Consider the following 25,765-nt stretch of genomic DNA (forward strand, 5'->3'; position numbering starts at 1 on the left):
ATGCCACGCGTACTGCTGATCGAGGACGACCCTTCCATCCGGGAAGGGGTGGGCCTCGGCCTGCGCCGCCGCGGCCACGAGGTGGCCGCCGCCGAGACCGGCGAGGCGGGCCTCGCGCTGATGGCGAGCTTCGTCCCCGAGTTGGTCCTGCTCGACCTCATGCTGCCCGGGATGAACGGCGTCCAGGTCTGCCGCCGCATACGAGAGACCAGCCAGCTCCCGATCATCATGCTGACCGCCCGCGGCGACGACTTCGACATAGTCGTCGGCCTGGAGGCCGGCGCCGACGACTACATCGTCAAACCCGCCCGCACCGAGGTCATAGAGGCCCGCATCAAGGCCGTGCTGCGCCGCCTCGGCACCCCGGCGGGCAGCCGACCCGAGATCGAGTTCCACGGCGAGCTCGCCATCGATCGCGCCGGGCTGGCCGTCGCCAAGAACGGCGAACGCGTCCCCCTCGCCCCCAGCGAAATCAAGCTCCTGCTGCACCTGTCCGCCTCGCCCGAGCAGGTCTTCTCCCGCCAGCAGCTCCTCGAATGCGTGTGGGACCACAGCTACCACGCCGACGCCCGGCTCGTGGACGCCTGCGTACGCCGCCTGCGCACCAAGATCGAGGACGTCGACGGCAGCCCCCGCTACATCCAGACCGTGCGCGGATTCGGCTACCGGTTCGGGCCGCTGTGAGGCGCATCGCGCCCCTCGGGCTGCGCACCCGGCTGATCGCGGCCTTCCTGCTCGTCGCCGCGATCACCGCGGTGACCACGGCCGCGCTGACCTACCAGCAGGCCCGCACCGCCGTCCTCAAACAGAGCCAGGACACCGCCGTCAGCACCCTGCGCGACCAGGTGGAGACCCAGCCCCTCCAACTGCCGCTGGACCAGGCGCAGCTCCAGCGCGTCGTCAACGACCTGGGCAAACGCGGCAAGCCGCACCCGTGGAGCATCTTCGGCGAGTACGGGACCCTGCGCGCCTCCAACACCACCGCGCCCACCTCCACCGTGGTCACCGAGCAGCTCCGCCGCCAAGTGACGGCCCATCCGCACGGCGCCTTCCAGCGGGTGACCGACGCCTCCGGAAACCCCTACCTCGCCGTCGGCATGCCCGCCGTCTGGCTCCACAACGACGTCCGGGAACCCACCGGCCTGGTCCTCTTCGCGACGATGCCCCTCACCACCGAGGGCAAGACCGTCGAGGCCATGGTCCAAGCCGCAAAGCGCGGCGCCGTCCCGGGCCTCGCCATCGCCGTCATCCCTGCCCTGCTCGCCGCGCGCAGCGTGCTGCGCCCCGTACGGGACATGCGCCGCGCCGCCCAGCGCCTCGGCCGCGGCCGCCTCGACACCCGGATCGAGGTCCGCGGCGCCGACGAGCTCGCCGGACTGGCCCGCACCTTCAACGAGACCGCCCGCGCCCTCGAACGGTCCGTGAGCGAACTGCGGGACGCGGAGGCCCGGGCCCGCCGCTTCGCCTCCGACGTCTCCCACGAACTGCGCACCCCGCTCTCCGGGATGCTTGCCGTCACCGAGGTCCTGGACGAGGACGCCGAGCGCCTCGATCCCGACACGGCCGCCGCCCTTCGGCTGGTCAGTGCCGAGACCGGCAAACTCGCCGTGCTCGTCGAGGACCTCATGGAGATCTCCCGCTTCGACGCCCGCGCCGCCGAGCTCAACCTCGACGACGTGGACGTGGCCGAAGCCGTGCGCAAGACCCTTGAGCTGCGGCACTGGGACGACGAGCGGGTGATCACCGAACTGCCTTCGCAGGTCCGCGCCCGACTCGACCCGCGCCGCTTCGACGTGGTCCTCGCCAACCTCGTCGGCAACGCCCTCAGGCACGGCGGCGCCCCGGTCCGCGTCACCGTGCGCACCGAACCACGGCCCGGCGGGCCCCGCCTGCTGATCGAAGTCGCCGACAGCGGGCCAGGCATCGCTCCCGAGGTGCTGCCGCACATCTTCGACCGGTTCTACAAGGCCGACGCCGCCCGTACCCGCTCCGCGGGCAGCGGCCTCGGCCTCGCCATCACCCTGGAGAACGTCCGGCTGCACGGCGGTACCCTGTGCGCCGCGAACGGGCCGGCCAAGGGAGCCGTGTTCACGCTCGACATGCCGCTGGAGGCCGACGCATGAGTCGCATGCGGACGGCCGCGGCCGCCACCGCCACCCTGCTGCTGGGCGGGCCGCTGCTCGCCGGCTGCGGGATCAAGCCGACCGGGGTCATCGAGAGCGGAGCCGCCGCGAAGGTGCTCGTGCCCGGCCCCGGCACCAAGGGGACCGTGTACTACGTGACGTCCGACGGGCGGCTCGCCCCCGTACCGGAGACGGATCAGCCCGAGGAGTCGGCGTTGTTCCTCCTCGCGCGGCTGCTCATGGGCCCCCTCGACCCGGAGAAGGCCGCGGGTCTGGAGACCCGGGTGCCCGCGCCGGCCGACAAGAAGCCCCCCTTCGGCCTCTCGGTGAACATCGTGTCCGGGGAGACCATGGAGGTCCGGGTGCCGTTCGCGGTCACAGGCCTGTCCGAGACGGCCCGCCGCCAACTCGTGTGCACGGCGGCCTCCCCCAATCCGAACTACGCGGTGGTCCTGCGCGGCCCCGACACCTCGGCCGGACCCGCCCGCTGCGACCTCGACCGCTGATCGTCCCCTTGCGGCGGGGCCGGTGCTCCGGCCACGGTGACCCCATGGACCCCGCCGCCGTGCCCGCCGCCCACGCGTCCGACCCCCGCGTGCCCGACGTCTTCGACCCCCGGATCTACGCCGAAGGGATCCCCTACCAGAGCTACCGGCTGCTGCGGGAGCGGCACCCGGTCGCCTGGCAGGCGGAGCCGGAAGTCCTGGGCTGGCCCGCCGGCCCCGGCTTCTGGGCGGTCACCCGGCACGCCGACGTGGTCCGGGTGCTGCGCGACCACACCACGTACTCCTCCTGGCTCGGCGCCACCCAGATCCGCGACCCCGACCCCGCCGACCTGCCGTTCCTGCGGCGCACCATGCTCAACCAGGATCCGGCGAAGACCGCGGGCGGCCACGGGCGGCTGCGCCGGCTGGTCTCCCGCGCGTTCACCCCCGCCCGCGTCGACGCCTTCGCCGGCCGGGTCCGCGACCGGGCCCGCACCTTGCTCGCCGCCGCCCGGACGCAGGCCGAGGACGGCGCCGCGGACCTGGTCCGCACGGTCACCGACGAGTACGCGCTGCTCAACCTGACCGACCTGCTGGGCGTTCCGGCGGCCGACCGGGGGCTGCTGCTGGAGTGGACCGTACGGATCATCGGCTACCAGGATCCCGAGGACGCGCCGGAGCCCCTGCTCGGCGCCGACGGCAAGCCCCTCGATCCGCGCTCCCCGGCGCTGCTCGGCGAGATGTTCTCGTACGCCCGGGAACTGGCCGCCCACAAACGAGCCCACCCCGGCGACGACGTCATGACCGCGCTCGCCGAAGCCGGACTGGACCCCGCCGAACTGGAGATGTTCTTCTTCCTGCTCACCGTCGCGGGCAACGACACCGTACGCAGCGCCGCCCCCGGCGGCCTGCTGGCGCTGGCCGGCGCCCCGGACGCGTACCGGCGCCTCGCCGACGGCCGGGTCCCGCTGCACACCGCCGTGGACGAACTGCTGCGCGTCCACCCGCCGGTGCTCAGCTTCCGCCGCACGGCCGCCGCCGACACCGAACTCGCCGGACAGCGGATCCGCGCCGGGGACAAGGTGGTGGTCTTCCACGCCTCCGCCAACCACGACGAGCGCGTCTTCACCGACCCCGAGCGCCTGGACCTCGGCCGGACGCCCAACGCGCACGTCTCCTTCGGGGACGGCCCGCACGTCTGCCTCGGCGCCCACTTCGCCCGGCTCCAGCTGCGCGTGCTCTACGAGGAGTGGCGCGCGGCCATGCCCGCTCCGGAACTCGCGGGCCCGCCGCGCCGGCTGGTGTCGAACTTCATCAACGGGATCACGCGGCTGCCGCTGCGGGTGTCCGGGCCTGCCGGGTGACGTCCGCCAGCAGTTCGACCACGTCCGGGCCGTACGCATCCGAGTTGTTGACCTTCAGCACGACGCAGAAGGAGTCCCCGCGGTAGCGGCGCGCCAGGTCCGTGTGGTGGCGCGCCAGGAATCGGGCGCCCGCCTGGTTGCTGATCGCGGTCTGTCCGGACACCAGGAACACCGGCCGGCTGCCCGGCCCGGTCGTCAGCCGGGCCAGCAGCACGTGGTCGATCTGGCCCTTCTGCCAGCGGTACGTCTCCTCGCCGACCCGGATCGCACCGCGGTCCGGACCCGGTTCGGTCGACAGGTCGACCCGGACGCCCGGCAGCATGGACGCCAGATGGGCCGCCGTCCGCGCGTTGGACACGGGGCCGCCCACGCAGAACTCGGCGCGCTCCCCGAAGCCCTGGCGGACCGAGTCGTGCGAGACGATCTGGAGGTTCGCCCCGCAGTCCTTGATCAGGGCGGATATCTCCAGGAGGGCGAACGCGTCGTTGCGGTGCACCGACCCTTCGGTGCCGCCCATCTGCCGGTTGACCACGAACAGGCAGTCGGATCCGGTCGGCAGTCCGAAGAAGGCCTGCTTGCGGCGCAGCGTACGGCGCCACAGGTAGGTCCGGCTGAACCAGCCGAAGCCACCGCTGATGGCGGTGGCCACCACCCCGAGCACGATGTTGCGCACGTCGTCGTTCATGCGCCGGATGCTAGCCCGCACGCGGTGTTCCTGACGCGGGGGGTGCGGTGAAGTTACAGTGCCGAGTTCAGGCCTGTCCGGTGGGGTCCGACAGGCCGTCGACTGGAGGTTTGGATGCGTCGTTCCGCCACACGTCAGTTAGCGCTCGCCGCCCTCGCCGGGGCGCTGGTGTCCACCGGCGCCGCGGCCCCGCCGTCGCAGACGCCGGGCGGAGCTCCCGCCAAGGTCCCGGTAGCCGTCGGGTACGGCGGGGCGGTCGCCAGTGTCGACGCCGACGCGTCGGCCGCCGGCATCGCCGTCCTGCGTTCCGGAGGCAACGCGGTGGACGCCGCCGTCGCGACGGCCGCAGCGCTCGGGGTGACCGAGCCGTACTCGGCCGGTATCGGTGGAGGCGGCTACTTCGTCTACTACGACGCCAAGTCCCGCCGGGTGCAGACCATCGACGGCCGCGAGACCGCCCCCGCCACGGCCACCGCCGGCCTGTTCCAGGAGAACGGGGTCCCCATCCCGTTCGAGCAGGGCCAGACCAGCGGCCGCTCCGTCGGCGTGCCCGGCACGCCGGCCACCTGGAAGAGCGCCCTCGACGCCTGGGGCACCCGCCCGCTCGGCCAACTCCTACGGCCCGCCGAGAAACTGGCCCGCGACGGGTTCACCGTCGATCAGACCTTCCGGGCCCAGACGGAGCTCAACCAGGACCGCTTCAAGGACTTCCCCGACACCAGGAAGCTGTTCCTGCCCGGGGGAGCCCTGCCGGTGGTCGGCTCCACCTTCAAGAACCCCGACCTGGCGGCGACGTACGCGGAACTGGCCCGCAAGGGCACCGGCGCCGTGTACCGGGGCCCGATCGCCGAGGACATCGTCCGTGCCGTCCGCAAGCCCCCCGTGGACCCGGCCGCCACCCGCATCGTCCGCTCCGGCGACCTGACCGGCGGCGACCTGCGTGCGTACGAGACCAAGCGCCAGGCCCCGACACGGGTGGGCTACCGGGGCCTCGACGTGTACAGCATTGCGCCGTCCTCCTCGGGCGGCACCACCGTCGGCGAGGCGCTCAACATCCTGGAGCGCACCGACCTCTCGAAGCTGTCCGAGACCCAGTACCTGCACCGGTTCATCGAGGCATCGCGGATCTCGTTCGCCGACCGCGGCCGCTGGGTCGGTGACCCGGCCGCCGAGAACGTGCCCACGCGGGAACTGCTCTCGCAGGAGTTCGCGGACTCGCGCGGCTGCCTCATCGCCCCGGACCGGACGCTGACCAGCCCGCTCGCCCCAGGCGACCCGCGCCACCCGGCGGCCTGCGGCGGCTCCGGCCAGGCCGCCCCGACCACGTACGAAGGGGAGAACACCACGCACCTGACGGTCGCCGACCGCTGGGGCAACGTCGTCTCCTACACCCTGACCATCGAGTCCACCGGCGGCAGCGCGATCACCGTCCCCGGCCGCGGCTTCCTCCTCAACAACGAGCTGACCGACTTCTCCTTCGCCCCGGCGGTCCCCGGGGTCCCCGACCCGAACCTGCCCGGCCCCGGCAAGCGGCCGCGCTCGTCCATGTCCCCGACGATCGTGCTCGACGGCGGGCGCCCGGTGCTCGCCGTGGGCTCGCCGGGCGGCGCCACCATCATCACCACCGTCCTCCAGACCTTGATCGGACACCTGGACCGGGGGCTGCCGCTGGTCGACGCCATCGCGGCGCCGCGGGCCAGCCAGCGCAACCAGACCACCACCGAGCTGGAGCCGGCCCTGTGGAACAGCCCGCTGCGCGCCCAACTGGAGGCGCTGGGGCAGGCGTTCCGGCAGAACCCGGAGATCGGCGCCGCGACCGGGGTCGAGCGGCTCCCGGACGGGCGCTGGCTGGCCGCGGCCGAGACGAGCCGGCGGGGCGGGGGCTCGGCGATGGTGGTCCACCCGCAGGGCAAACCGTAGGACCGGGGCCGGCCACGGCCGAACCGGGGCCGGCCGGGGCTGACGGGGGCCGTCAGAGGGTGGTGAGGATCCTCGGACCGTCGGCGGTGATCGCGACCGTGTGCTCCGCGTGCGCGGCGCGGCTGCCGTCGACCGTCCGCAGGGTCCAGCCGTCGCCGTCGCACCGGTAGTCGTCCGTACCGCCGGCGACCAGCATCGGCTCGATCGCGAGGACCATGCCGGGGCGCAGCTTCATGCCGCGTCCCGGCCGGCCCTCGTTGGGCACGCCCGGGTCCTCGTGCATGCTGCGGCCGATTCCGTGGCCGCCGAACCCGTCCGGGACGCCGTAGCCGGCGGAGCGGCAGACCGTGCCGATGGCGTGGGCGATGTCGCCGATCCGGTTGCCGGGCAGCGCGGCGGCGATGCCGGCGGCGAGGGCCGCCTCGGCGGTCTCGATCAGCCGAAGGTCGGCGGGGCGCGGCCGGCCGACCGTGAAGCTGACCGCCGCGTCCCCGACCCAGCCGCCGAGCTTCGCTCCGCAGTCGATGCTGACCAGGTCGCCGTCGCGCAGCCGGTAGCCGTCGGGGACGCCGTGCACGATCGCGTCGTTGACCGAGGTGCAGATCACCGCGGGGAAGGGCACCGGCGCGAACTCCGGCCGGTAGCCGAGGAACGGCGAGCTCGCGCCGGCCTCCGCCAGCACCCCGCGGGCCGCCCGGTCCAGGTCCAGCAGGGACACCCCGACCCGGGCGCTCTCCCGTACGGCGGCCAGGGTGCGGGCGACCACCCGGCCCGGGGCACGCATTGCTTCGATCGATTCTGTCGTCTTCAGTTCCACCATGCCAATAACTATACCGGTATAACTTTAACGGGATAGTTATTGGGGGAGGGGGTAGGATGGTGGACATGGTCCGCACCCCACTCACCCCCGAAGAGCGCGAGCGCGGCGAGCGCCTGGGCGCACTACTGCGCGAGGCCCGCGGCGGCCGCAGCATGGTCGAGGTCGCGGCGAGCGCCGGGCTGTCCGCCGAAACCCTCCGCAAGATCGAGACCGGCCGCGCGCCGACTCCGGCGTTCTTCACCGTGGCCGCCCTCGCCGAGGCGCTCGGTCTGTCCCTCGACGATGTGCTGCGCCGCTGCTCCTTCATACCCGCCTGACGCCCGTCCGGCCCGCGGACCTGCGGGTTCTTTCGGGCGGGCCGGCGGGCCGAACGGCCCAATCGGCGATGGGGTCGGGCGGGAGCGGGGCAAGCGTGAAGGCGTGTCAGCCTCGAACGCATCCCAACAGCTCGGATTCGCACTCCTCGGTGCCCTGCTCGCGGCCGGTCTGCTGCTCGCCACCTGCACGGTGCCGGAGGGGCCCGACCGGGCCAGGAATCCGGGTGCCGTCGTAGGCTCCCGGGATGACTCTCGATGAGCTGAACCAGGGCAAGTACGTCAGCCTCACCACGTTCCGCAAGGACGGCACGCCCGTCGCGACACCCGTGTGGGCGGTGGCCGACGGCGGCGAGCTGTACGTGTGGACGCGCAGCGATTCCTGGAAGGTGAAGCGGATCCGCAACAACGGGCGGGTCACCGTCAGTGCATGTGACGTCCGCGGTCGGGTCGCCGCCGGGGCGGTCGTACTGGAGGGCGAGGCGCGACTGCTGGACGAGGCGGGGCTGAAGCGGGTGCGCAGGCTGATGCTGCGGAAGTACACGTGGCAGTTCTGGGCGCTGGACGTGCCGGCCATGTTGGCCCGGGGCGGGAAGCGTCCGCACACCGCGATCGCCGTCAAGCTTTGAGATTCCCGTAGCCCGCCCGTAACACCGGTGGGATCCAATGCGGCCATGGAGACCGCGACTTCGCTGGCGATCGGTCAACTCTCGGACTACTTGCGGGGGTTGACGCAGAGACTCGATCCGGGGACGGGCTGGTACGGGGAGTTCCTGCGGCGGGACCCGGAGGGCCTGCGGGCCTGCCTGGACGGCGCCGCGATGCCGCCGTGGGACGTGGTGGAATCGCTGCTCGGCGATCTCGCGGAAGCCAGGGGGGACGACTTCGCGGCGCGGGAGGCGCGGTACGCGGCCGGGCTGCGGGCCGCGGCGGTCACGGCGTGGGACCGGCTGCCGGGCGGCGCGGAGGAACTGCGGACCCTGTACGCGGCGGCCGCCGAGCAACGGGCCGTCTCGGAGGCCGCGGCCCACGCGCTGACGGCGCGGCTGGCCGCGACGGCGGACCGGACCGAGGCGGACGCGCTGACCACGGAACTCGCCTGGACCCGGGACGACGCGGCCAGGGCCGCCGCCCGCCACCACGACCTGACCTCCCGCCTCAACGCCTTACGGTCACGCGCACCGGAGCACACCCCCGCTCGACAGGACGGGCCGACGGCGCAGCCGGCCGGACGCCCCGCCTCCCCGTGGCCGGAGCACTCGCCCCTCGTCCCGCCCGGCGACGGGGCCGCCGAGGCGGCGGGCCCGGTGGGGAGCGGGTCGCTGCCCGGGGGCGGGAACGGCGGGTCGCTGCCCGGAGTGCCGCGCCAGCGGGAGGCGGGCGAGGACCGGGCCGAGCCGCCCGTCGGGCCGGCCGAGGGACGGCGGCTGCGCACAGCGCGGCGGGCCGGCGGGGCTCGGTACGCGGGCGCTGGCACCCCCGCGGCCTTCACCCCGCCGCCCGGGCACTCGGACGGGCCCGCCACCCCGCCCCGTGGTGCGCGCTTCGCCCAGCCGGAGGTCCCGCTCGGCCGGGCCCGCTTCACCCCGCCGAGGCCCGACGGGCAGTCCGCCCCGGAGGGCCGCCCCGCCCCGCCGGAGCCGGAAGTGCCGGACGTGCAGGACGTGCAGGACGTCGGCGGGGCCCGGATCGCTCCGCCGGAGCCCAACGGGCAGGCCCGCGGCGGGATCGCCGAGTTCGTGCGGGAGCTGGCGGGGCTGCGGGCCGAGGGGCGCAGCGGGGAGGCGCACGTGCTGCTGTGCGAGGCCGCTGCCTGGCCCCCCGAGCGGCTGCCCGGGCTGGCCGACGAGCTGCTGCGGGCCGGGCTCGGCGCGGACTGGGCCACTCTGCTGTGGGAGGCGGCCTCGCTCCCGCCCGAGCGGCTCGCCGCGGCGGCCGCCGCCCTCGGCGAGGCGGGGCGCCGCGCCGACTGCGAGGCGCTGCTGCGCCAGGGGGCCGCCCGCCCCGCCGCCGAGATCGCCGATGCCGCCCTGGCCCTGGCCGGGGCGGGCCGGACCCGCGAGGCCGACGCCCTGCTCGGCGCGTTCGTCAAGGTCCGCACCGCCGAGGAGGCGGTCCGGCTCGCCCGCCGCGACCCGCAGTGGTTCACTCCCCGGCTGCTCCGGGCCGCCGAGGCCCTGTCCACCACGCACCACCGTGACCTCGTACACGCCCTGCGGATTGCGAAACCATCCGCCTCCTGATCGCAATCGACCGGGAGACGGCGTAATTCGATCGACTACGCCAACCGTGCAAGGCGCTCTTGCCCCACGGTGTGACGAGGCCTACGTTCTACTCCCTACGCATATCGTCTACGTGCGTAGAACTCGGCGTTCCCGTCGCGAGGAGCAGCTCATGGCCCAAGTCGTCCGCGCCGCACTCGTCCAGGCCACCTGGACCGGAGACACCGAGTCGATGATCGCAAAGCACGAGGTGTACGCCCGGCGGGCCGCCGCCGAGGGTGCGAAGGTCATCGGCTTCCAGGAGGTGTTCAACGCCCCCTACTTCTGCCAGGTCCAGGAGCCCGAGCACTACCGCTGGGCCGAGCCCGTCCCCGACGGCCCCACCGTCCAGCGGATGCAGGAACTCGCCCGTGAGACCGGCATGGTCATCGTCGTGCCGGTCTTCGAGCGGGAGTCCGAGGGCTTCTACTACAACACCGCCGCCGTCATCGACGCCGACGGAAGTTACCTCGGCAAGTACCGCAAGCACCACATCCCCCAGGTCAAGGGCTTCTGGGAGAAGTACTACTTCCGCCCGGGCAACCTCGGCTGGCCCGTCTTCGACACCGCCGTCGGCCGCGTCGGCGTCTACATCTGCTACGACCGCCACTTCCCCGAGGGCTGGCGCGCCCTGGGCCTGGCCGGCGCCCAGCTGGTCTTCAACCCCTCCGCCACCCACCGGGGCCTGTCCTCCCACCTGTGGCAGCTCGAACAGCCCGCAGCGGCCGTCGCCAACGAGTACTTCGTCGCCGCGATCAACCGCGTCGGCCAGGAGGAGTACGGCGACAACGACTTCTACGGCACCAGCTACTTCGTCGACCCGCGCGGCCAGTTCGTGGGGGAGGCCGCCAGCGACAAGGAGGAGGAACTCCTCGTCCGTGACCTCGACTTCGACCTGATCAAGGAGGTCCGCGACCAGTGGGCCTTCTACCGCGACCGCCGTCCCGACGCCTACGGAGGGCTCGTACAGCCGTGACCAACCCGATCCCCCTGCACAGCCGGCACCAGGCCGTCCTGCCCGACTGGCTCGCGCTCTACTACAGCCGTCCCATCGAGCTCACGCACGGCGAAGGCCGCCACGTCTGGGACGCCGACGGCAACCGCTACCTCGACTTCTTCGGCGGCATCCTCACGACGATGACCGCCCACGCCCTGCCCGAGGTCACCAAGGCCGTCTCCGAGCAGGCCGGCCGGCTCATCCACTCTTCCACCCTGTACCTCAACCGCCCGATGGTCGAGCTGGCCGAGCGGGTCGCCGCCCTGTCGGGCATCCCCGACGCGCGGGTCTTCTTCACCACCTCCGGCACCGAGGCCAACGACACCGCCCTGTTGCTGGCGACCGCGTACCGCCGCTCCAACCAGATCCTGGCGATGCGCAACAGCTACCACGGCCGGTCCTTCTCGACCGTCTCCATCACCGGGAACCGCGGCTGGTCCCCGACCAGCCTCTCGCCGCTCCAGACGTACTACGTGCACGGCGCCGTCCGCAGTCGTGGCCCCTTCGCGCACCTGAGCGACGCCGAGTTCACGGCAGCCGCCGTCGCCGACCTCGAAGACGTGCTCGGCCAGGCCCGCGGCGGCGTCGCCGCCCTCATCGCGGAGCCCATCCAGGGCGTCGGCGGGTTCACCGCCCCGCCCGACGGCCTGTACGGGGCGTTCCGCGAGGTGCTCGACCGGCACGGCATCCTGTGGATCAGCGACGAGGTGCAGACCGGCTGGGGCCGTACGGGCGACCACTTCTGGGGCTGGCAGGCCCACGCACAGAACGGGCCGCCGGACATCCTCACCTTCGCCAAGGGCATCGGCAACGGCATGTCCGTCGGCGGGGTCGTGGCCCGTGCCGAGGTGATGAACTGCATCGACACCAACTCCATCTCCACCTTCGGCGGTTCCCCGGTCACCATGGCGGCCGGCGTCGCCAACCTCGCGTACCTGCTGGAGCACGACCTCCAGGGCAACGCCCGCCGCGTCGGCGGCATGCTGCTGGAGCGGCTGCGCGCCATCGCCGCCACCGTGCCCGCCGTACGGGAGGTCCGCGGCCGGGGCCTGATGGCCGGCCTGGAGCTGACCAAGCCGGGCACCGACGAGGCCGACCCGGACGCGGCCGCCGCCGTACTGGAGGCCGCCCGCGAAGGGGGCCTGCTGCTCGGCAAGGGCGGCGGGCACAACACCAGCGTGCTGCGCATCGCGCCGCCGCTCTCCCTCACCGTCGCCGAGGCGGAAGAGGGCGCCGAGATCCTCGAACGGGCCCTGCGTAGCATCGTGTAACCGGGAGGCGCCGCACATGTCCATCCGCACCCTGATCCGCGGCGGCCTCGTCATCACGGCCGCCGACGAGCTCCACGCCGACGTCCTCGTCGAGGACGGCCGCGTGGCCGCCCTCGCGGCCCACGGCTCGGCGGCCGCCGAGGCCTGGACGGCCGACCGCACGATCGACGCGAGCGGGAAGTACGTCATCCCCGGAGGGGTCGACGCCCACACCCACATGGAGCTGCCCTTCGGCGGGACCGCCGCCTCGGACACCTTCGAGACCGGCACCCGGGCCGCCGCCTGGGGCGGCACCACCACCATCGTCGACTTCGCCGTGCAGAGCATGGGCCAGGCCCTGCGGGCGGGGCTCGACACCTGGTACGACAAGGCCGACGGCAAGTGCGCCATCGACTACGCCTTCCACATGATCCTCTCGGACGTCAACGAGGGGACCCTGAAGGAGATGGACCACCTGGTGGGGGAGGGCGTCACCTCCTTCAAACTGTTCATGGCCTACCCCGGCGTCTTCTACAGCGACGACGGACAGATCCTGCGCGCCATGCAGCGGGCCTCCGGCAACGGCGGGCTGATCATGATGCACGCCGAGAACGGCATCGCGATCGACGTCCTCGTCGAACAGGCCCTGGCCCGCGGCGAGACCGACCCCCGCCACCACGGCGAGGTCCGCAAGGTCCTGCTGGAGGCCGAGGCCACGCACCGCGCCATCCAGCTCGCGCGCGTCGCCGGCTCGCCGCTGTACGTGGTCCACGTCTCGGCGGAGGAGGCCGTCGCCGAGCTGGCCGCCGCCCGCGACAAGGGCCTGCCGGTGTTCGGCGAGACCTGCCCGCAGTACCTGTTCCTGTCCACCGACAACCTCGCGGAGCCCGACTTCCAGGGCGCCAAGTACGTCTGCTCCACCCCGCTGCGGCCGAAGGAACACCAGGCCGCCCTCTGGCGGGGCCTGCGGACCAACGACCTCCAGGTGGTCTCCACCGACCACTGCCCGTTCTGCTTCCGCGGCCAGAAGGAGCTCGGCCGCGGCGACTTCTCGAAGATCCCGAACGGGCTGCCGGGCGTGGAGAACCGCATGGACCTCCTCCACCAGGCCGTGGTGGACGGACACATCAGCCGCCGCCGCTGGATCGAGATCGCCTGCGCGAGCCCGGCCCGGATGTTCGGCCTCTACCCCCAGAAGGGCACCGTCGCGCCCGGCTCCGACGCCGACATCGTCCTCTACGATCCGCACGCCGAGCAGGTCATCTCCGCCGAGACGCACCACATGAACGTGGACTACTCGGCGTACGAGGGCAAGCGGATCACCGGCCGCGTCGACACCGTGCTGTCCCGCGGCGAACTCGTCATCGACCGGCGCGAGTACACCGGCCGGGCCGGCCACGGGGTGTTCATCCCCCGCTCCACCTGCCAGTACCTCTAAGGAACCGTGATGGACTTCGGCCTCGTCCTGCAGACAGACCCGCCCGCCTCACAGGTGATCAGCCTCATGAAGCGGGCCGAGCGCAACGGCTTCCGCTACGGCTGGACCTTCGACTCCGCCGTGCTCTGGCAGGAGCCGTTCGTCATCTACAGCCAGATCCTCGCGAACACGCAGAAGCTGCACATCGGCCCCATGGTCACCAACCCCGGCACCCGCACCTGGGAGGTCACCGCCTCCACCTTCGCCACCCTCAACGACATGTACGGCAACCGCACGGTGTGCGGGATCGGCCGCGGCGACTCCGCCATGCGGGTCGCCGGACGCAAACCCAACACCCTGGCCCGCCTCGGCGAGGCCATCGACGTCATCCGGGACCTCGCGGAGGGCCGGGAGGCCGAGGTCGACGGCAACCCCCTGCGGCTCCCTTGGGTCCGGGACGGCAAGCTCCCCGTCTGGATGGCCGCGTACGGGCCCAAGGCGCTGGCCCTGGCCGGCGAGAAGGCCGACGGGTTCATCCTCCAGCTCGCCGACCCCTACCTCACCGAGTGGATGGTCCGCTCGGTCCGGGAGGCCGCCGAACGGGCCGGCCGCGACCCGGGCGCGGTCACGATCTGCGTCGCGGCGCCGGCGTACGTGGGCGGGGACCTGGCCCACGCCCGCGACCAGTGCCGCTGGTTCGGCGGGATGGTCGGCAACCACGTCGCCGATCTGGTCGGCCGCTACGGCGAGCACTCCTCGATGGTCCCGGACGAGCTCACCGAGTACATCAAGGCCCGCCAGGGCTACGACTACAGCCACCACGGCCGCGCCGGGAACCCTTCCGCCGACTTCGTGCCGGACGAGATCGTGGACCGCTTCTGCCTGCTCGGCCCGCCCGAGGCCCACATCGAGAAGCTGCGCGCCCTGCGCGAGCTGGGCGTCGACCAGTTCGCCCTGTACGACATGCACGACGCGAAGGAGGCCACCATCGACGCCTACGGGCAGCACGTCATCCCGGCGCTCAGACCCTGACCGAGATCCCCGCCGACCGACCCGAAGGGGCGTGCGCACATGCTGGACCACCCGATCGGCGACACCGGGGACCGCGTCGAGCTCGCCCCCGGCGCGGTCCCCTCCGACGGCCGCTTCACCAACCCCGACCTGCTCCCCGTACCGGTCGCGGACCGGCGCTGGACCACGTACAACTTCGCGGCCCTGTGGGTCGGCATGGCGCACAACATCCCCTCCTGGCTGCTCGCCTCCGGGCTGGTGGCCCTGGGGATGGACTGGAAACAGGCCGTCTTCACCATCGCGCTGGCCAACATCATCGTGCTGGGGCCGATGCTGCTCACCGGCCACGCCGGCCCCAAGTACGGGATCCCGTTCCCGGTGCTGGCCCGGGCCCCGTTCGGGGTGCGCGGGGCCAATCTGGCCGCGCTGATCCGGGCGGCCGTGGCCTGTGCCTGGTTCGGGATCCAGACCTGGATCGGCGGGTCCGGGATCTTCGTGCTGCTCGGTGAGATCTTCGGCGGCTGGGCGGGAGCCGCGGAGATCGGCGGCGAGCCGTGGCCGCTGTGGCTGTGCTTCGCCCTCTTCTGGGTCCTCGAACTCGCCATCATCTACCGGGGGATGGAGACCCTGCGGCGGTTCGAGAACTGGGCCGCGCCCTTCGTCATCGTCGGCGCGCTGGCCCTGCTGGTGTGGATCGGGATGAAGGCGGGCGGCTTCGGCGAACTGCTCGACCAGCCCTCCCGGCTCGGCTGGGGCGCGGAGTTCTGGACGGTCTTCTTCCCCGCCCTCATGGGGATGATCGCCTTCTGGTCCACCCTCTCGCTCAACATCCCGGACTTCACGCGCTTCGGCGCCGGGCAGCGCTCCCAGATCCTCGGGCAGACGCTCGGGCTGCCGACGACGATGACCCTCTTCGCGCTGCTGTCGGTGTTCGTCACCTCCGGCTCTGAGGCGGTGTACGGGGCCCCGATCTGGGACCCGGTGGAGCTGGTCGCCAAGGCGGACAGCACCTTCGGGCTGCTGTACGCCCTGGTGACGGTGCTCGTCGCGACGATCTCGGTGAACATTGCGGCCAACGTCGTCTCACCGGCGTACGACCTGGCCAACCTGGCCCCCCGGCGGATCAACTTCCGCCGCGGCGCGCTGATCACGGGCGTCGTCGGCGTACTGATCATGCCGTGGAAGCTGACCTCCACCCCCGAGCTGTACATCTTCACCTGGCTCGGCCTGGTCGGCGGACTGCTCGGCACGGTCGCCGGCATCCTCATCGCGGACTACTGGATCGTGCGGCGCACCCGGCTGTCCCTGCCCGACCTGTACCGGCAGGGCGGCCCGTACTGGTACACGGGCGGGTGGAACATCCGTGCGGTTCTCGCCTTCGTGGTCGGCGGAGTCCTGGCCATCGGCGGCTCCCACTCGGCCCCCGGCCAAGGCCCCTTCCCCGAAGAAGGCCTGATCCCCGTCCTGAAACCCCTCGCCGACTACGGCTGGGCGGTGGGCCTGGCCTCGTCCCTCCTCCTGTACACGGCCCTCATGAGCCGCCGGCGCCCCGCCCACCCCTGACAGCCCGGCGCGCGGCCCGCCGGCCCGGCAGCCGCCCTCCGGCGCGGGCCGGCGGCACCCGGAGTCCATCTGGAGGCCGGCCGGTGGACGTGATGGGCGGTGGGGTTTGTCAGCCGGGCGTGGTGTGATGGGGGCATGATCGAAGAGTTCCTGGCCCAAGACCTGTCAGCGGTGGAAGAAGCGGTCCGCAAGGCGGCGGCGGTTGAGATCATGCCGAGGTTCCGGCAGCTCGCCGAGCACGAGGTGGACCAGAAGAGCGGTCCGCACGATCTCGTGACCGTCGCCGACCGCAAGGCCGAAGAGCACCTCACCGCCTCCCTGATGCACCTGCTGCCCGGCTCCGCCGTCGTCGGCGAGGAGGCCGTCCACGCCGACCCGGCCGTGTACGGGGCGCTGCGCGCCGACGCACCGGTGTGGATCGTCGACCCGGTGGACGGCACCCGGCAGTTCGTCTCCGGCGACCCCGCCTTCTGCACCCTGGTGGCCCTGGCCCACCGCGGGGAGATCCTCGCGTCCTGGACCTTCGCCCCGGCCCTGGACGAGCTGGCGACCGCCGTGCGCGGGCAGGGCGCGTACGTCAACGGCGAGCGGATCCGCAGCGGTTCGCCGCAGCCCGGCGCCGAGCTGCGGGTCGCCATGGCCCACCCGCTGTACACCTCCGAAGCGGACAAGCGGACCCTGGCCCGGCTCGACGTGCCCGGGGTCGCGGCCCGGCCGTGCGGCTCCGCCGGCCTGGAGTACCTGAAGGTGGCCCGCGGTGAGATGGACGGCCTCGCCTTCACCTGGCCCTCGGCGTGGGACCACGCGGCCGGACTGCTGCTGGTCTCCGAAGCGGGCGGGGCGCAGAGCACCGTCGCCGGGGTCCCCTTCCGGGTGGACCGCGACAACGAGCTGCCGTTCGCCGTGGGCCGCGACGAGGCCACGGTCGTGCGGATCCGTGACCTGCTGCGCGGCGCGTAGCCCGGCACGGGCAGCGGTCCGCACGGGCGGGCCGAATATCCTGGGAGGGCAGCCGCCGCCGGACGAAGGAGTCTCAAGGTGTCGTCGATTCTCGATGCGGTCGTGGTGGGGGCGGGGCCCAACGGGCTGACGGCCGCCGTCGAGCTGGCCCGGCGCGGCTTCTCGGTGGCCGTGTTCGAGGCTGCGGAGACGGTCGGCGGTGGGGCCCGCACCGAGGAGCTCACCCTCCCGGGCTTCCGGCACGACCCCTGCTCGGCCGTGCACCCGCTCGGCATCGGCTCGCCGGTCTTCGCCACCATGCCGCTGAAGCGGTACGGCCTGGAGTGGCTGCACGCCCCGCTGCCGATGGCCCACCCCTTCGACGACGGCACGGCCGCCGTGCTCTCCCGCTCCGTCTCCGAGACGGCGGCCTCCCTCGGCCCGCGCGACGCGGGTACGTACCGGCGGCTGGTGGAGCCCTTCCTCGGCAAATGGGACACCCTGGCCCGGGACTTCATGTCCCTGCCGTCGACCGCCCTGCCCCGGGACCCCGTCACCCTGGCCCGCTTCGGGCTCGCCGGACTGCCTCCGTCGACCTGGCTGCTGGGCCGCTTCCACGAGGAGCGGGCGCGGGCCCTGTTCGCCGGGCTCGTCGCACACGTCATCGCCCCGCTCGACGGGATCGGCACGAGCGCCGTCGGCCTCGTCTTCGCCCTCGCCGCGCACGCGGGAGGCTGGCCGATGGCCCGCGGCGGCTCGCAGTCCGTCTCGGACGCCCTCGCCGGCTACCTGCGCGACCTCGGCGGGACCATCCACACCGGCTTCGAGGTCAAGCGCCTCGACGACCTGCCGCCGGCCCGGGCCTACGTCTTCGACACCTCGCCGACCGCGCTGGCCCGGATCGCCCGGCTGGGACGCGCCTACGACGGCTACCGCTACGGCGCAGCCGTGTTCAAGCTCGACTACGCCCTGTCCGGACCCGTGCCCTGGACCGCCGAGGCGCCACGCCGGGCCGGCACCGTCCAGATCGGCCCGCGCGCCCGCGACATCGACGCCGCCCTCCAGCTGGCCACCGGCGGCAGGGCCCCCCGCAACCCCTTCCTGATCACCGCCCAGCCCAGCCTGGCGGACCCCGGGCGGGCACCCGAGGGCAAGCACGTGTTCTGGGCCTACGGGCACGTCCCCGCGGGCTGGCAAGGCAACCTGACCGATGCCGTCGAACGCCAGATCGAACGCTTCGCCCCCGGCTTCCGCGACCTGGTGCTGGCCCGCGCCACCGCGGGGCCGCCGGAACTGGCCGCCCGCAACCCCAACTACGTCGGCGGCGACATCGCCTGCGGCGCCGCCTCCGGGCTCCAGCTGCTGCTGCGCCCGAAGCTGTCCCTGTCCCCGTACACGACGGCCCACCCAGCCGTCTTCCTCTGCTCCTCCGCCACCCCGCCCGGCCCCGGAGTGCACGGCATGTCCGGCCACAACGCGGCCAAGGCGGTCTGGCGCCACCTGCGAAGGGCCTCCTGATGGTGCGCATCACCCTCGTCCGCGGCGACATCACCACCGAGCACGCGGACGCCATCGTCAATGCGGCGAACTCCTCGCTGCTCGGCGGCGGGGGAGTGGACGGGGCCATCCACCGGCGGGGCGGGCCCGAGATCCTGGAGGCCTGCCGGGCGCTGCGCGCCTCCCACTACGGCAAGGGCCTCCCGACGGGCCGGGCCGTGGCCACGACGGCGGGCCGCCTCCCGGCCCGCTGGGTGATCCACACGGTGGGCCCCGTTTGGTCCCGGGACGAGGACCGCTCGGCGCTGCTCGCCTCCTGCTACCGCGAGTCCCTACGGGTCGCGGCCGAGCTGGGCGCCCGTACGGTCGCCTTCCCGGCGGTATCCACCGGCATCTTCGGCTGGCCGATGGACGACGGCGCCCGCATCGCGGTGGAGACGGCCCGGGCGGCTGCGATCGCACCGGTGGAAGAGGTCCGCTTCGTCCTCTTCGACGAGCCCGCCCACGCCGCGTTCCGGGCCGCGCTGGACGCCTGACCCCCGCGGGCCGGCCGACCGGCGGGGACCTTTGATCGGTGGATCGGGCCAGGGGTGTCCGTGGGGGTCGATAGGCTTCTGGGATGAGCCTTGTCGACGCCCCCACCGAGACCCCCGATGCCCTGGAGGTGCTGCACCGCGTCTTCGGATACGACTCCTTCCGCGGCGAGCAGCAGCAGATCATCGAGCACGTGGCCGGCGGCGGCGACGCGCTGGTGCTGATGCCGACCGGTGGCGGCAAATCGCTCTGCTACCAGATCCCGGCGCTGGTCAGGGACGGTACGGGTGTGGTGATCTCGCCGCTGATCGCGCTCATGCAGGACCAGGTGGACGCGCTGACCGCGCTCGGGGTGCGGGCCGGGTTCCTGAACTCGACGCAGGACCCGTACGAGCGGCAGGCCGTCGAGCAGGCCTTCCTCGCCGGTGAGCTGGACCTTTTGTACCTGGCCCCGGAGCGGCTGCGGACCGAGGGCACCCAGCGGCTGCTCGACCGGGGCAAGGTGTCGCTGTTCGCGATCGACGAGGCGCACTGCGTCGCCCAGTGGGGCCACGACTTCCGGCCCGACTACCTCGCGCTGTCGATGCTGCACGAGCGCTGGCCCACGGTGCCGCGGATCGCGCTGACCGCGACGGCCACCGAGGCGACGCACGCCGAGATCGCGGCGCGGCTGGGCCTGGCGGAGGGGGACGCCCGGCACTTCGTGGCGAGCTTCGACCGGCCCAACATCCAGTACCGGATCGCTTCGAAGAACAACCCGACGCGGCAGCTGCTGGAGCTGATCCGGACCGAGCACGACGGGGACGCCGGCGTCGTCTACTGCCTGTCGCGGGCGTCCGTGGAGAAGACGGCGGCGTTCCTGGTGGAGCACGGCATCGACGCCGTCGCGTACCACGCGGGCATGGACGCCCGCACGCGCGCCGCGAACCAGGCGCGCTTCCTGCGGGAGGACGGGATCGTCGTGGTGGCCACGATCGCGTTCGGCATGGGCATCGACAAGCCGGACGTGCGTTTCGTGGCGCACCTGGACCTGCCGAAGTCCGTCGAGGGCTACTACCAGGAGACCGGCCGCGCCGGGCGCGACGGCGAGCCGGCCACGGCCTGGCTCGCGTACGGCCTCCAGGACGTGGTGCAGCAGCGCAAGATGATCGAGGGCTCCGAGGGCGACGAGGCACACCGCCGCTCCCTGGCCGGGCACCTCGACGCGATGCTCGCGCTGTGCGAGACGGTCGACTGCCGCCGGGTGCGGCTGCTGGCGTACTTCGGCCAGGCGGCCGGGCCGTGCGGCAACTGCGACGCCTGCCTGACGCCGGCCGAGTCCTGGGACGGCACGGTCGCGGCGCAGAAGCTGATGTCCACGGTGTGGCGGCTGGCCAAGGAGCGCCGGCAGAAGTTCGGCGCCGGCCAGATCATCGACATCCTCCAGGGCAAGAAGACGGCCAAGGTCATCCAGTTCGATCACGACGCGCTGTCGGTCTTCGGGGTCGGGGCGGACCTGAGCACCGCGGAATGGCGCGGGGTCGTACGGCAGTTGCTGGCCTCGGGGCTGCTGGCGGTCGAGGGCGAGTACGGGACGCTGGTGCTCACGGACGCAAGCGGCGAGGTGCTGGGCGGGCGCCGCAGCGTCCCCATGCGCAAGGAGACGGCTCCGGCCGCGGCGGCCCGCAAGACTTCCGGATCCGGCTCCGGGAAGGCCGGGCGCGTCCCGGTCGACCTGCCGGCGGCAGCCGTACCCGTCTTCGAGGCCCTGCGTGCCTGGCGGGCCGCGACGGCGCGGGAGCAGGGCGTGCCCGCGTACGTGGTCTTCCACGACGCGACGCTGCGGGAGATCGCGACCCGGCTGCCCGGCACGGTGGAGGAACTGGGCACGATCAGCGGCGTCGGCGAGGCCAAGCTCGCCAAGTACGCCGAGGGGATCCTGGAGGCCCTGGCCGGGACCGGCGCCCCCGAGCCCTCGCCGACGCCATCGGCGCCGTCACAGGCGGCACCGCCCGAGCCCCCGGCCCCGTACACCGACGAGGAACCGCCCTTCGACTTCGAGGACGCGGACCCGCCCTGGGACGACTGGCAGTAGCCCGGCCCGGCGGTCCGGGAGGAGGGACCCGCGGTCAGGCCGCGTCGGCGCTGTCGTCTTCGTCCGGGTCCTCCTCCCCGGCCCCGTCGGTGTGCGCCCCGCACGGGGGGCACAGCCGCGTGTACTCCGCCATCACCTGGGACAACAGGTCGACCTGAGGTACTGCTCGTGCGCGCTCTCCGACATCGCCCGGGCCGTGGCGGAGGCGCGGCACCGCGACCGCATCCGGCTCGACGAGCCGGTCGGCGTGGACGTCCTGCTGCCCGTCGACGACCGGGAGGCGCCGGTCGACGACTGGGTCGCGTTCGTCAGGAGGGAGCGGCGGCACTGCTACGACCCGGGAGGCGGCAGTGACCGGCAGGGCGAGTCGCCCAAATGAAAAAATAGCACTCGGTGACTGATTCGTGACGGTGCGCGCATAGCATGTGCGGTCGGACTTCTATGCAGGAGGACCGCCTATGAACCAGCAGTTCCTCACGTCACCGGTCCGTGTTCCCGGGCGGGCGGAGGCGCCGGCGCTCCACCTCCTGGGCGGCCCGCGCGTCGTCCATCAGGGGAGATGGCTGGACGTGCCGGAGGGGGGCAAGCGGCTGCTCGCGTTCGTCGCACTGCACGGCGGCCGGGTCGAACGCCGCCATGCCGCGGGGGCGCTGTGGCCGTCCGGTGACGACCTGAGGGCGGCGGGGAACCTGCGCTCCGCGCTGTGGCGGCTCAAGGCCGCCGGCATCGACCTGCTCGACTCCGACAAGTGCTCGCTCGCCGTGCGCGAGCACACGGTGGTCGACCTGTACGTCCTGTACGGCTGGGCCGGGCGGCTCATCGGCGGCACCGCCACCGCCCATGACCTGTCGGCGCTCAAATGGCGTACCGACGCGCTCGATCTACTGCCCGGCTGGTACGACGACTGGGTGCTGCTGGAACGCGAACGGGTCCGCCAACGGCTGCTGCACGCACTGGAGGCGCTGAGCCGCGAGCTGGTCCGTGCCGGGCGGCACGCCGAGGCGGTGGAGTCGGCGCTGCTCGCGGTCAGCACCGAACCGCTGCGCGAAAGCGCCCAGCGGGCCCTGATCGAGGCCCACTTGGCGGAGGGCAACCTCATCGAGGCGATGCGCGCCTACGACGCGTACCGCGGCCTCGTGAAACGCGAACTCGGCGTCGAACCGGGATGTGAACTCTCCGGCCTGATACGCAACTTCTGCCGCTCCGCCACCCGCTCCCGCGAGGTGCCGGCCGCCCGGGTGCGGCACGCCTGATCCGGGGTCAAGCTGGAGGCATGAGCGACGACCGGCCGGGTCAGCGCAGTACGGAGCTGCGCCTGGCCCTCGCGATGCGCGGCGGGGTCAGTCTCGCCGTATGGATGGGCGGGGCCTGTTGCGAGACGGCGGCCCTCCGTGCGGCGGCCCGGCAGGACCCGGCCCCGGAATCGGGCCTCTACGCGGGGCTGCTGGAAACCTGCGGGTACGAGGACGTCGACGTCGACGTCCTCGTCGGGACCAGCGCCGGGGGGCTCAACGGCGTACTGCTGGCCTGTCACCTCGTCTACGGGATGCCCTTCGGGCGGGGCGTGCGCGACGTGTGGCTGCGCCTGGGCGACCTCGAAGGGTTGCTGCGCCGCTCGACGCCCTTCCACGTGCCGGCCTCGCTGATGCGCGGCGACGAGGTCTTCTACAAGGAGCTTCGCGGCTCGATCGGCCGGCTCCTCGACGAGGCCCCGCCCGACTGGGAGCCCCCGGCCTCGCTGCGGCTCATCCTGACCGCCACGCGGCTGCGTCCCCGCCGGGACCGGGTGCGGCCCACCCTCGGTCGGCCGCTCCTCGTCGGCCGCTCGAACGCCTACTTCCGCTTCCGTCACCGCGGAGCCCTCACGGACTTCCCCGACGACGTCACCGGCGCGGCCCGGGAGGCGGCGCTGAACCGGCTCGCGTACGCGGCCCGCACCTCTTCCTCGTTCCCGGGAGCCTTCGAGCCCGCCCGGGTGTACGTAGGCAACGGCGCGCAGCCCGTCGAGGACCCGCCCCGCGTGGACATGCGCGGTGTCAGCAGCGAGACCGGCCACCCCGACGACAACCTGAACGGCTGCGTCGAGCTCGTCGACGGCGGGTTGCTGGACAACATCCCCGTCGCCTGGGCGGTACGGGCCGTCGCCGGGTCCCCGGTGGCCCGCAAGACCGACCGTTGGCTGCTGTTCCTCCAGCCCGTCCCGCCGTTCCCGCCGCCCCCCGAGCCCGGCACCAGCCGCCGGGTGACCCGGCTGGTGCGGATGGCCGCGAAGTCCCTGGCGGTGAAGGCCGGCTCCGAGTCCCTGCGCGACGACGCACTCGAACTGCGCGCAGCCGAAGCCGCGGCCCAGCAGAAGCGTGCCGCCTCCGGGGTGATGCCGCTGACCCTCGTCGAGCTGTACGACACGGCGATGGCCCGGCAGGGGGCGTACGCCCGTTCGGTGGGCCGGGCGGAGGCGCTGCGGCTCGTCCGGCTGCTGGAGGACCCGGCGGACGTGACCGGCCCGGACGCGCTGCCGCTGCCCGCGGGCCCGGGGCCGCTGGAGGCGTTGGACGAGAGCGCGGGGGAGGGTTCGACCGCCCTGTTCGCGCGGTTGCGCCGGGCGTCGGAGGGCCTCGCGGTGGTGCCCGGCGCGCTGCCCGGACCGGGGTACTCCCCGCTGGTCCCGGCGCGTACCGTACAGCTGCTCATGGACTGGCTGCGGGCGTACGAGTCCCGGACCGGGCCGGTGGACACGGAACTGGTGGAGGCGTACCGCACGCGGCTGTTCGCGTGCCGCGCCGCCGTGGCCGCCTTGAGCGCCGCCCGGGACCGGCTGCTGCTCGGCCGCTACCGGGCCGCCCTGTCCCTGGGACTGGTCCCCACCGACGCCACGGCGCCCTTCCACGAGGCGACCCGGCTGCTGGGCGCCCTCATGCCGCCGGTGCCCCCGCCCGGGGCCGGCCCCGCACGGTGGGAGACCTGGGCGGCGAACCTCGCGACGGCCGTCACCGGCGGTTCCCTGCCGGACGTCCCCCCGCCCGGCCCCGGTGGTCCCGGCCCGGGCCCCGGCCCCGAGCCCGTACCCGAGGGCTTCGGGCTCCTGTGGGAGCGGCTGGCGGAACTGGGCGCGGAGATCGGCCTGAACCTGATCCCCGACGTGGACGGCTACGAGGCGCTCCACCAGGCCGCGGGCGGCACCGGCCCACCGATGGCCGAGGCGCTGGCGTACGCCGAGGTGCTGCTCGGCCCGCTGCGCCCGGACCCGCTGGCCGAGGTCGCGGACATCGACTTCCACACCGTTTCGGCGGCCGACACCAGCTGGGCCACGCGCAGGGTGCTGCCGCAGGTGGCCCAGAACTCCCCGAAGGACATGGTCAGGGCCAAGCTGAGCGGCAACCAGCTGAACAACTTCGCCGCGTTCCTCAGCGCCCGCTGGCGAATGAGTGACTGGACCTGGGGCCGGCTCGACGGGGCCTCCTCCCTCGTGTCGGTCGTCGCCACCGACGAGCGCCTGCACGACGCGTTCAGCGACACCGCCGACCTCACGGAGCTCGGCGAGGAGATCGCCGGGGAGATGGCGCTCGGCCCGGTGTTCACCGAGCTCTGGGCGCAGGACGTCACCCAGCGGCCCGGCGTCGCGCGCTGGGACCGGGTGCGGGACGTACTGACCGCCGTGCGCCAGCACGAGATCCTCCGGGAGGAGCTGCCCTTCCTCGCCGAGCTGCACCGCAAGGGCTTCCGGGGCGGCAACCGGCCCCCCGACGCCCCGCTGAACCCACCGGGCCTGGCCACACCGGCCGAGTTCGACGCCGCGCTGGACTCCTTCGCCCAGGTCGGCGCCGAGGAGGTCGGCGTGCTGCTGCGGGCCCGGGACCCGCGCCGGGCGGCCCTGCGGACCGGGCTGCTCGCCTGGCCGGCGCTCCAGCCCAGCGGCAAGGCGGGGGCCCGCCTGGTACAGGGCGTCCTCGGCGTGCTCAAACCCCTGGTCTACCTGCCGGTCCTGGCCGGTGCGGTGGCACCGCTGCCCGCGCTGTGCGCGGCCGTACTGATGTGGACGGGCATCGCCTTCGTCACCGGGCAGTGGTCCTCGCTCCTCGGCCACGTCCCGGTCTGCGTGTACGCGATGGTCGCGCTGGTGGCGCTCGTCCGGCAGCGGATCCGCCCGGCCGGGCTGCGCGGCCCCGCGCTCCTGATCGCGGCGGCCGGGCCGCCCGTCGCCCTCTGGCAGCTGCGCGGCCTGCACGCGCCGGACGTCGGCGACGGCGCCCGCACGCTGATCGTCGGGGCCGCCTTCGCCCTCGCGGCCGCTGCCCTGCTGTACGTCGGCACGGACCGGTGGCGGCTGCTGCCGGGCGCCGCCGCGATCGGGGGAGCGATCGCCGCCCTCATCCAGTTCGGCCGCCCCGCGCTCGGCGGCTGGTGGGGCGCCCTCGCCCTCTACGCCGTCCTCTTCTGGGTCACCTTCGTCCTGCCCTGGCTGTACCCGAGGCCGCGGCCCGCACCGGACTGAGCAGCGCTCCGCGCCGATG

Annotated in this window: 22 protein-coding genes; 20 read left to right on the top strand and 2 right to left on the bottom strand. The window is 73.4% G+C overall.

Going from position 1 to position 25,765, the window contains the following annotated elements:
- From OHA65_RS30720 to OHA65_RS30735, 4 genes are read left to right on the top strand one after another with little or no spacing between them, the layout of a single operon-like run.
- The gene (locus OHA65_RS30720) at positions 1-684 is read left to right on the top strand and encodes a response regulator transcription factor (protein ID WP_327279386.1); all 684 of its coding nucleotides are present in this window, start codon (positions 1-3) and stop codon (positions 682-684) included.
- Positions 681-2,123 carry a HAMP domain-containing sensor histidine kinase gene (locus OHA65_RS30725; protein ID WP_328764236.1) on the top strand — a complete coding sequence of 481 codons (1,443 nt, stop codon included), beginning with the start codon at positions 681-683 and terminating at the stop codon, positions 2,121-2,123. The genes OHA65_RS30720 and OHA65_RS30725 overlap by 4 nt, the downstream gene beginning before the upstream one ends.
- Entirely contained in the window at positions 2,120-2,629 is a 510-nt protein-coding gene (locus OHA65_RS30730; protein ID WP_327279388.1) for a hypothetical protein, read from the top strand. Before OHA65_RS30725 ends, OHA65_RS30730 begins: the two co-directional genes overlap by 4 nt.
- Positions 2,630-2,673: 44 nt before the next feature.
- Positions 2,674-3,972 carry a cytochrome P450 gene (locus OHA65_RS30735; RefSeq protein ID WP_405757610.1) on the top strand — a complete coding sequence of 433 codons (1,299 nt, stop codon included), beginning with the start codon at positions 2,674-2,676 and terminating at the stop codon, positions 3,970-3,972.
- Here OHA65_RS30735 and OHA65_RS30740 read toward each other — a convergent pair.
- The gene (locus tag OHA65_RS30740) at positions 3,932-4,657 is read right to left on the bottom strand and encodes a hypothetical protein (RefSeq protein WP_327279390.1); all 726 of its coding nucleotides are present in this window, start codon (positions 4,655-4,657) and stop codon (positions 3,932-3,934) included. The genes OHA65_RS30735 and OHA65_RS30740 overlap by 41 nt on opposite strands.
- A gap of 114 nt (positions 4,658-4,771) precedes the next feature.
- Here OHA65_RS30740 and ggt point away from each other — a divergent pair, with 114 nt between their 5' ends.
- Positions 4,772-6,577: a gamma-glutamyltransferase gene (ggt, locus tag OHA65_RS30745; protein ID WP_328764237.1), complete on the top strand. Its 1,806-nt coding sequence runs from the start codon at positions 4,772-4,774 to the stop codon at positions 6,575-6,577.
- A 52-nt stretch (positions 6,578-6,629) separates the two neighbouring features.
- On the opposite strand, the gene map is transcribed toward ggt, so the two are convergent.
- Entirely contained in the window at positions 6,630-7,397 is a 768-nt protein-coding gene (gene map / locus OHA65_RS30750; protein ID WP_327279392.1) for a type I methionyl aminopeptidase, read from the bottom strand.
- Between the two features lie 65 nt (positions 7,398-7,462).
- Here map and OHA65_RS30755 point away from each other — a divergent pair, with 65 nt between their 5' ends.
- From OHA65_RS30755 to OHA65_RS30825, 15 genes are all read left to right on the top strand, one after another.
- Entirely contained in the window at positions 7,463-7,714 is a 252-nt protein-coding gene (locus tag OHA65_RS30755; protein ID WP_327279393.1) for a helix-turn-helix transcriptional regulator, read from the top strand.
- Positions 7,715-7,959: 245 nt separating this feature from the next.
- Complete coding sequence (locus OHA65_RS30760; protein WP_327279394.1) at positions 7,960-8,340, top strand: PPOX class F420-dependent oxidoreductase; 381 nt, start codon at positions 7,960-7,962, stop codon at positions 8,338-8,340.
- A 45-nt stretch (positions 8,341-8,385) separates the two neighbouring features.
- Entirely contained in the window at positions 8,386-9,954 is a 1,569-nt protein-coding gene (locus tag OHA65_RS30765; RefSeq protein ID WP_405762864.1) for a hypothetical protein, read from the top strand.
- A gap of 151 nt (positions 9,955-10,105) precedes the next feature.
- Complete coding sequence (locus OHA65_RS30770) at positions 10,106-10,948, top strand: nitrilase-related carbon-nitrogen hydrolase (RefSeq protein WP_327279396.1); 843 nt, start codon at positions 10,106-10,108, stop codon at positions 10,946-10,948.
- A complete protein-coding gene (locus OHA65_RS30775; RefSeq protein ID WP_405762866.1) occupies positions 10,945-12,240 on the top strand; it encodes an aspartate aminotransferase family protein in 1,296 nt (431 codons plus the stop codon). The genes OHA65_RS30770 and OHA65_RS30775 overlap by 4 nt, the downstream gene beginning before the upstream one ends.
- A 16-nt stretch (positions 12,241-12,256) precedes the next feature.
- The gene (gene hydA / locus OHA65_RS30780) at positions 12,257-13,657 is read left to right on the top strand and encodes a dihydropyrimidinase (RefSeq protein ID WP_371645327.1); all 1,401 of its coding nucleotides are present in this window, start codon (positions 12,257-12,259) and stop codon (positions 13,655-13,657) included.
- A 9-nt stretch (positions 13,658-13,666) separates the two neighbouring features.
- Complete coding sequence (locus OHA65_RS30785; RefSeq protein ID WP_405762867.1) at positions 13,667-14,668, top strand: TIGR03842 family LLM class F420-dependent oxidoreductase; 1,002 nt, start codon at positions 13,667-13,669, stop codon at positions 14,666-14,668.
- A gap of 39 nt (positions 14,669-14,707) precedes the next feature.
- On the top strand, positions 14,708-16,210 hold the full coding sequence (locus tag OHA65_RS30790; RefSeq protein WP_328764239.1) for an NCS1 family nucleobase:cation symporter-1: 1,503 nt from the start codon (positions 14,708-14,710) through the stop codon (positions 16,208-16,210).
- 135 nt (positions 16,211-16,345) lie between these two features.
- Positions 16,346-17,170: an inositol monophosphatase gene (locus tag OHA65_RS30795; RefSeq protein WP_327279401.1), complete on the top strand. Its 825-nt coding sequence runs from the start codon at positions 16,346-16,348 to the stop codon at positions 17,168-17,170.
- 78 nt (positions 17,171-17,248) lie between these two features.
- The gene (locus tag OHA65_RS30800; RefSeq protein ID WP_327279402.1) at positions 17,249-18,667 is read left to right on the top strand and encodes an NAD(P)/FAD-dependent oxidoreductase; all 1,419 of its coding nucleotides are present in this window, start codon (positions 17,249-17,251) and stop codon (positions 18,665-18,667) included.
- Positions 18,667-19,182 carry an O-acetyl-ADP-ribose deacetylase gene (locus OHA65_RS30805; protein ID WP_327279403.1) on the top strand — a complete coding sequence of 172 codons (516 nt, stop codon included), beginning with the start codon at positions 18,667-18,669 and terminating at the stop codon, positions 19,180-19,182. The genes OHA65_RS30800 and OHA65_RS30805 overlap by 1 nt, the downstream gene beginning before the upstream one ends.
- Positions 19,183-19,265: 83 nt before the next feature.
- The gene (gene recQ / locus OHA65_RS30810; RefSeq protein ID WP_328764240.1) at positions 19,266-21,254 is read left to right on the top strand and encodes a DNA helicase RecQ; all 1,989 of its coding nucleotides are present in this window, start codon (positions 19,266-19,268) and stop codon (positions 21,252-21,254) included.
- Between the two features lie 196 nt (positions 21,255-21,450).
- Positions 21,451-21,633 (top strand): hypothetical protein, encoded by a 183-nt coding sequence (locus OHA65_RS30815; protein WP_371645331.1) that lies wholly within the window; start codon positions 21,451-21,453, stop codon positions 21,631-21,633.
- Positions 21,634-21,712: 79 nt separating this feature from the next.
- Positions 21,713-22,507, top strand: a complete 795-nt coding sequence (locus OHA65_RS30820; protein WP_371645333.1) for a BTAD domain-containing putative transcriptional regulator — start codon at positions 21,713-21,715, stop codon at positions 22,505-22,507.
- Positions 22,508-22,527: 20 nt separating this feature from the next.
- Positions 22,528-25,746 (top strand): DUF3376 domain-containing protein, encoded by a 3,219-nt coding sequence (locus tag OHA65_RS30825; protein ID WP_405762870.1) that lies wholly within the window; start codon positions 22,528-22,530, stop codon positions 25,744-25,746.
- Positions 25,747-25,765 lie beyond the last annotated feature (19 nt).

Source organism: Streptomyces sp. NBC_00045, from assembly GCF_045041095.1.
In the GTDB taxonomy this organism is placed as follows: Bacteria; Actinomycetota; Actinomycetes; order Streptomycetales; family Streptomycetaceae; genus Streptomyces.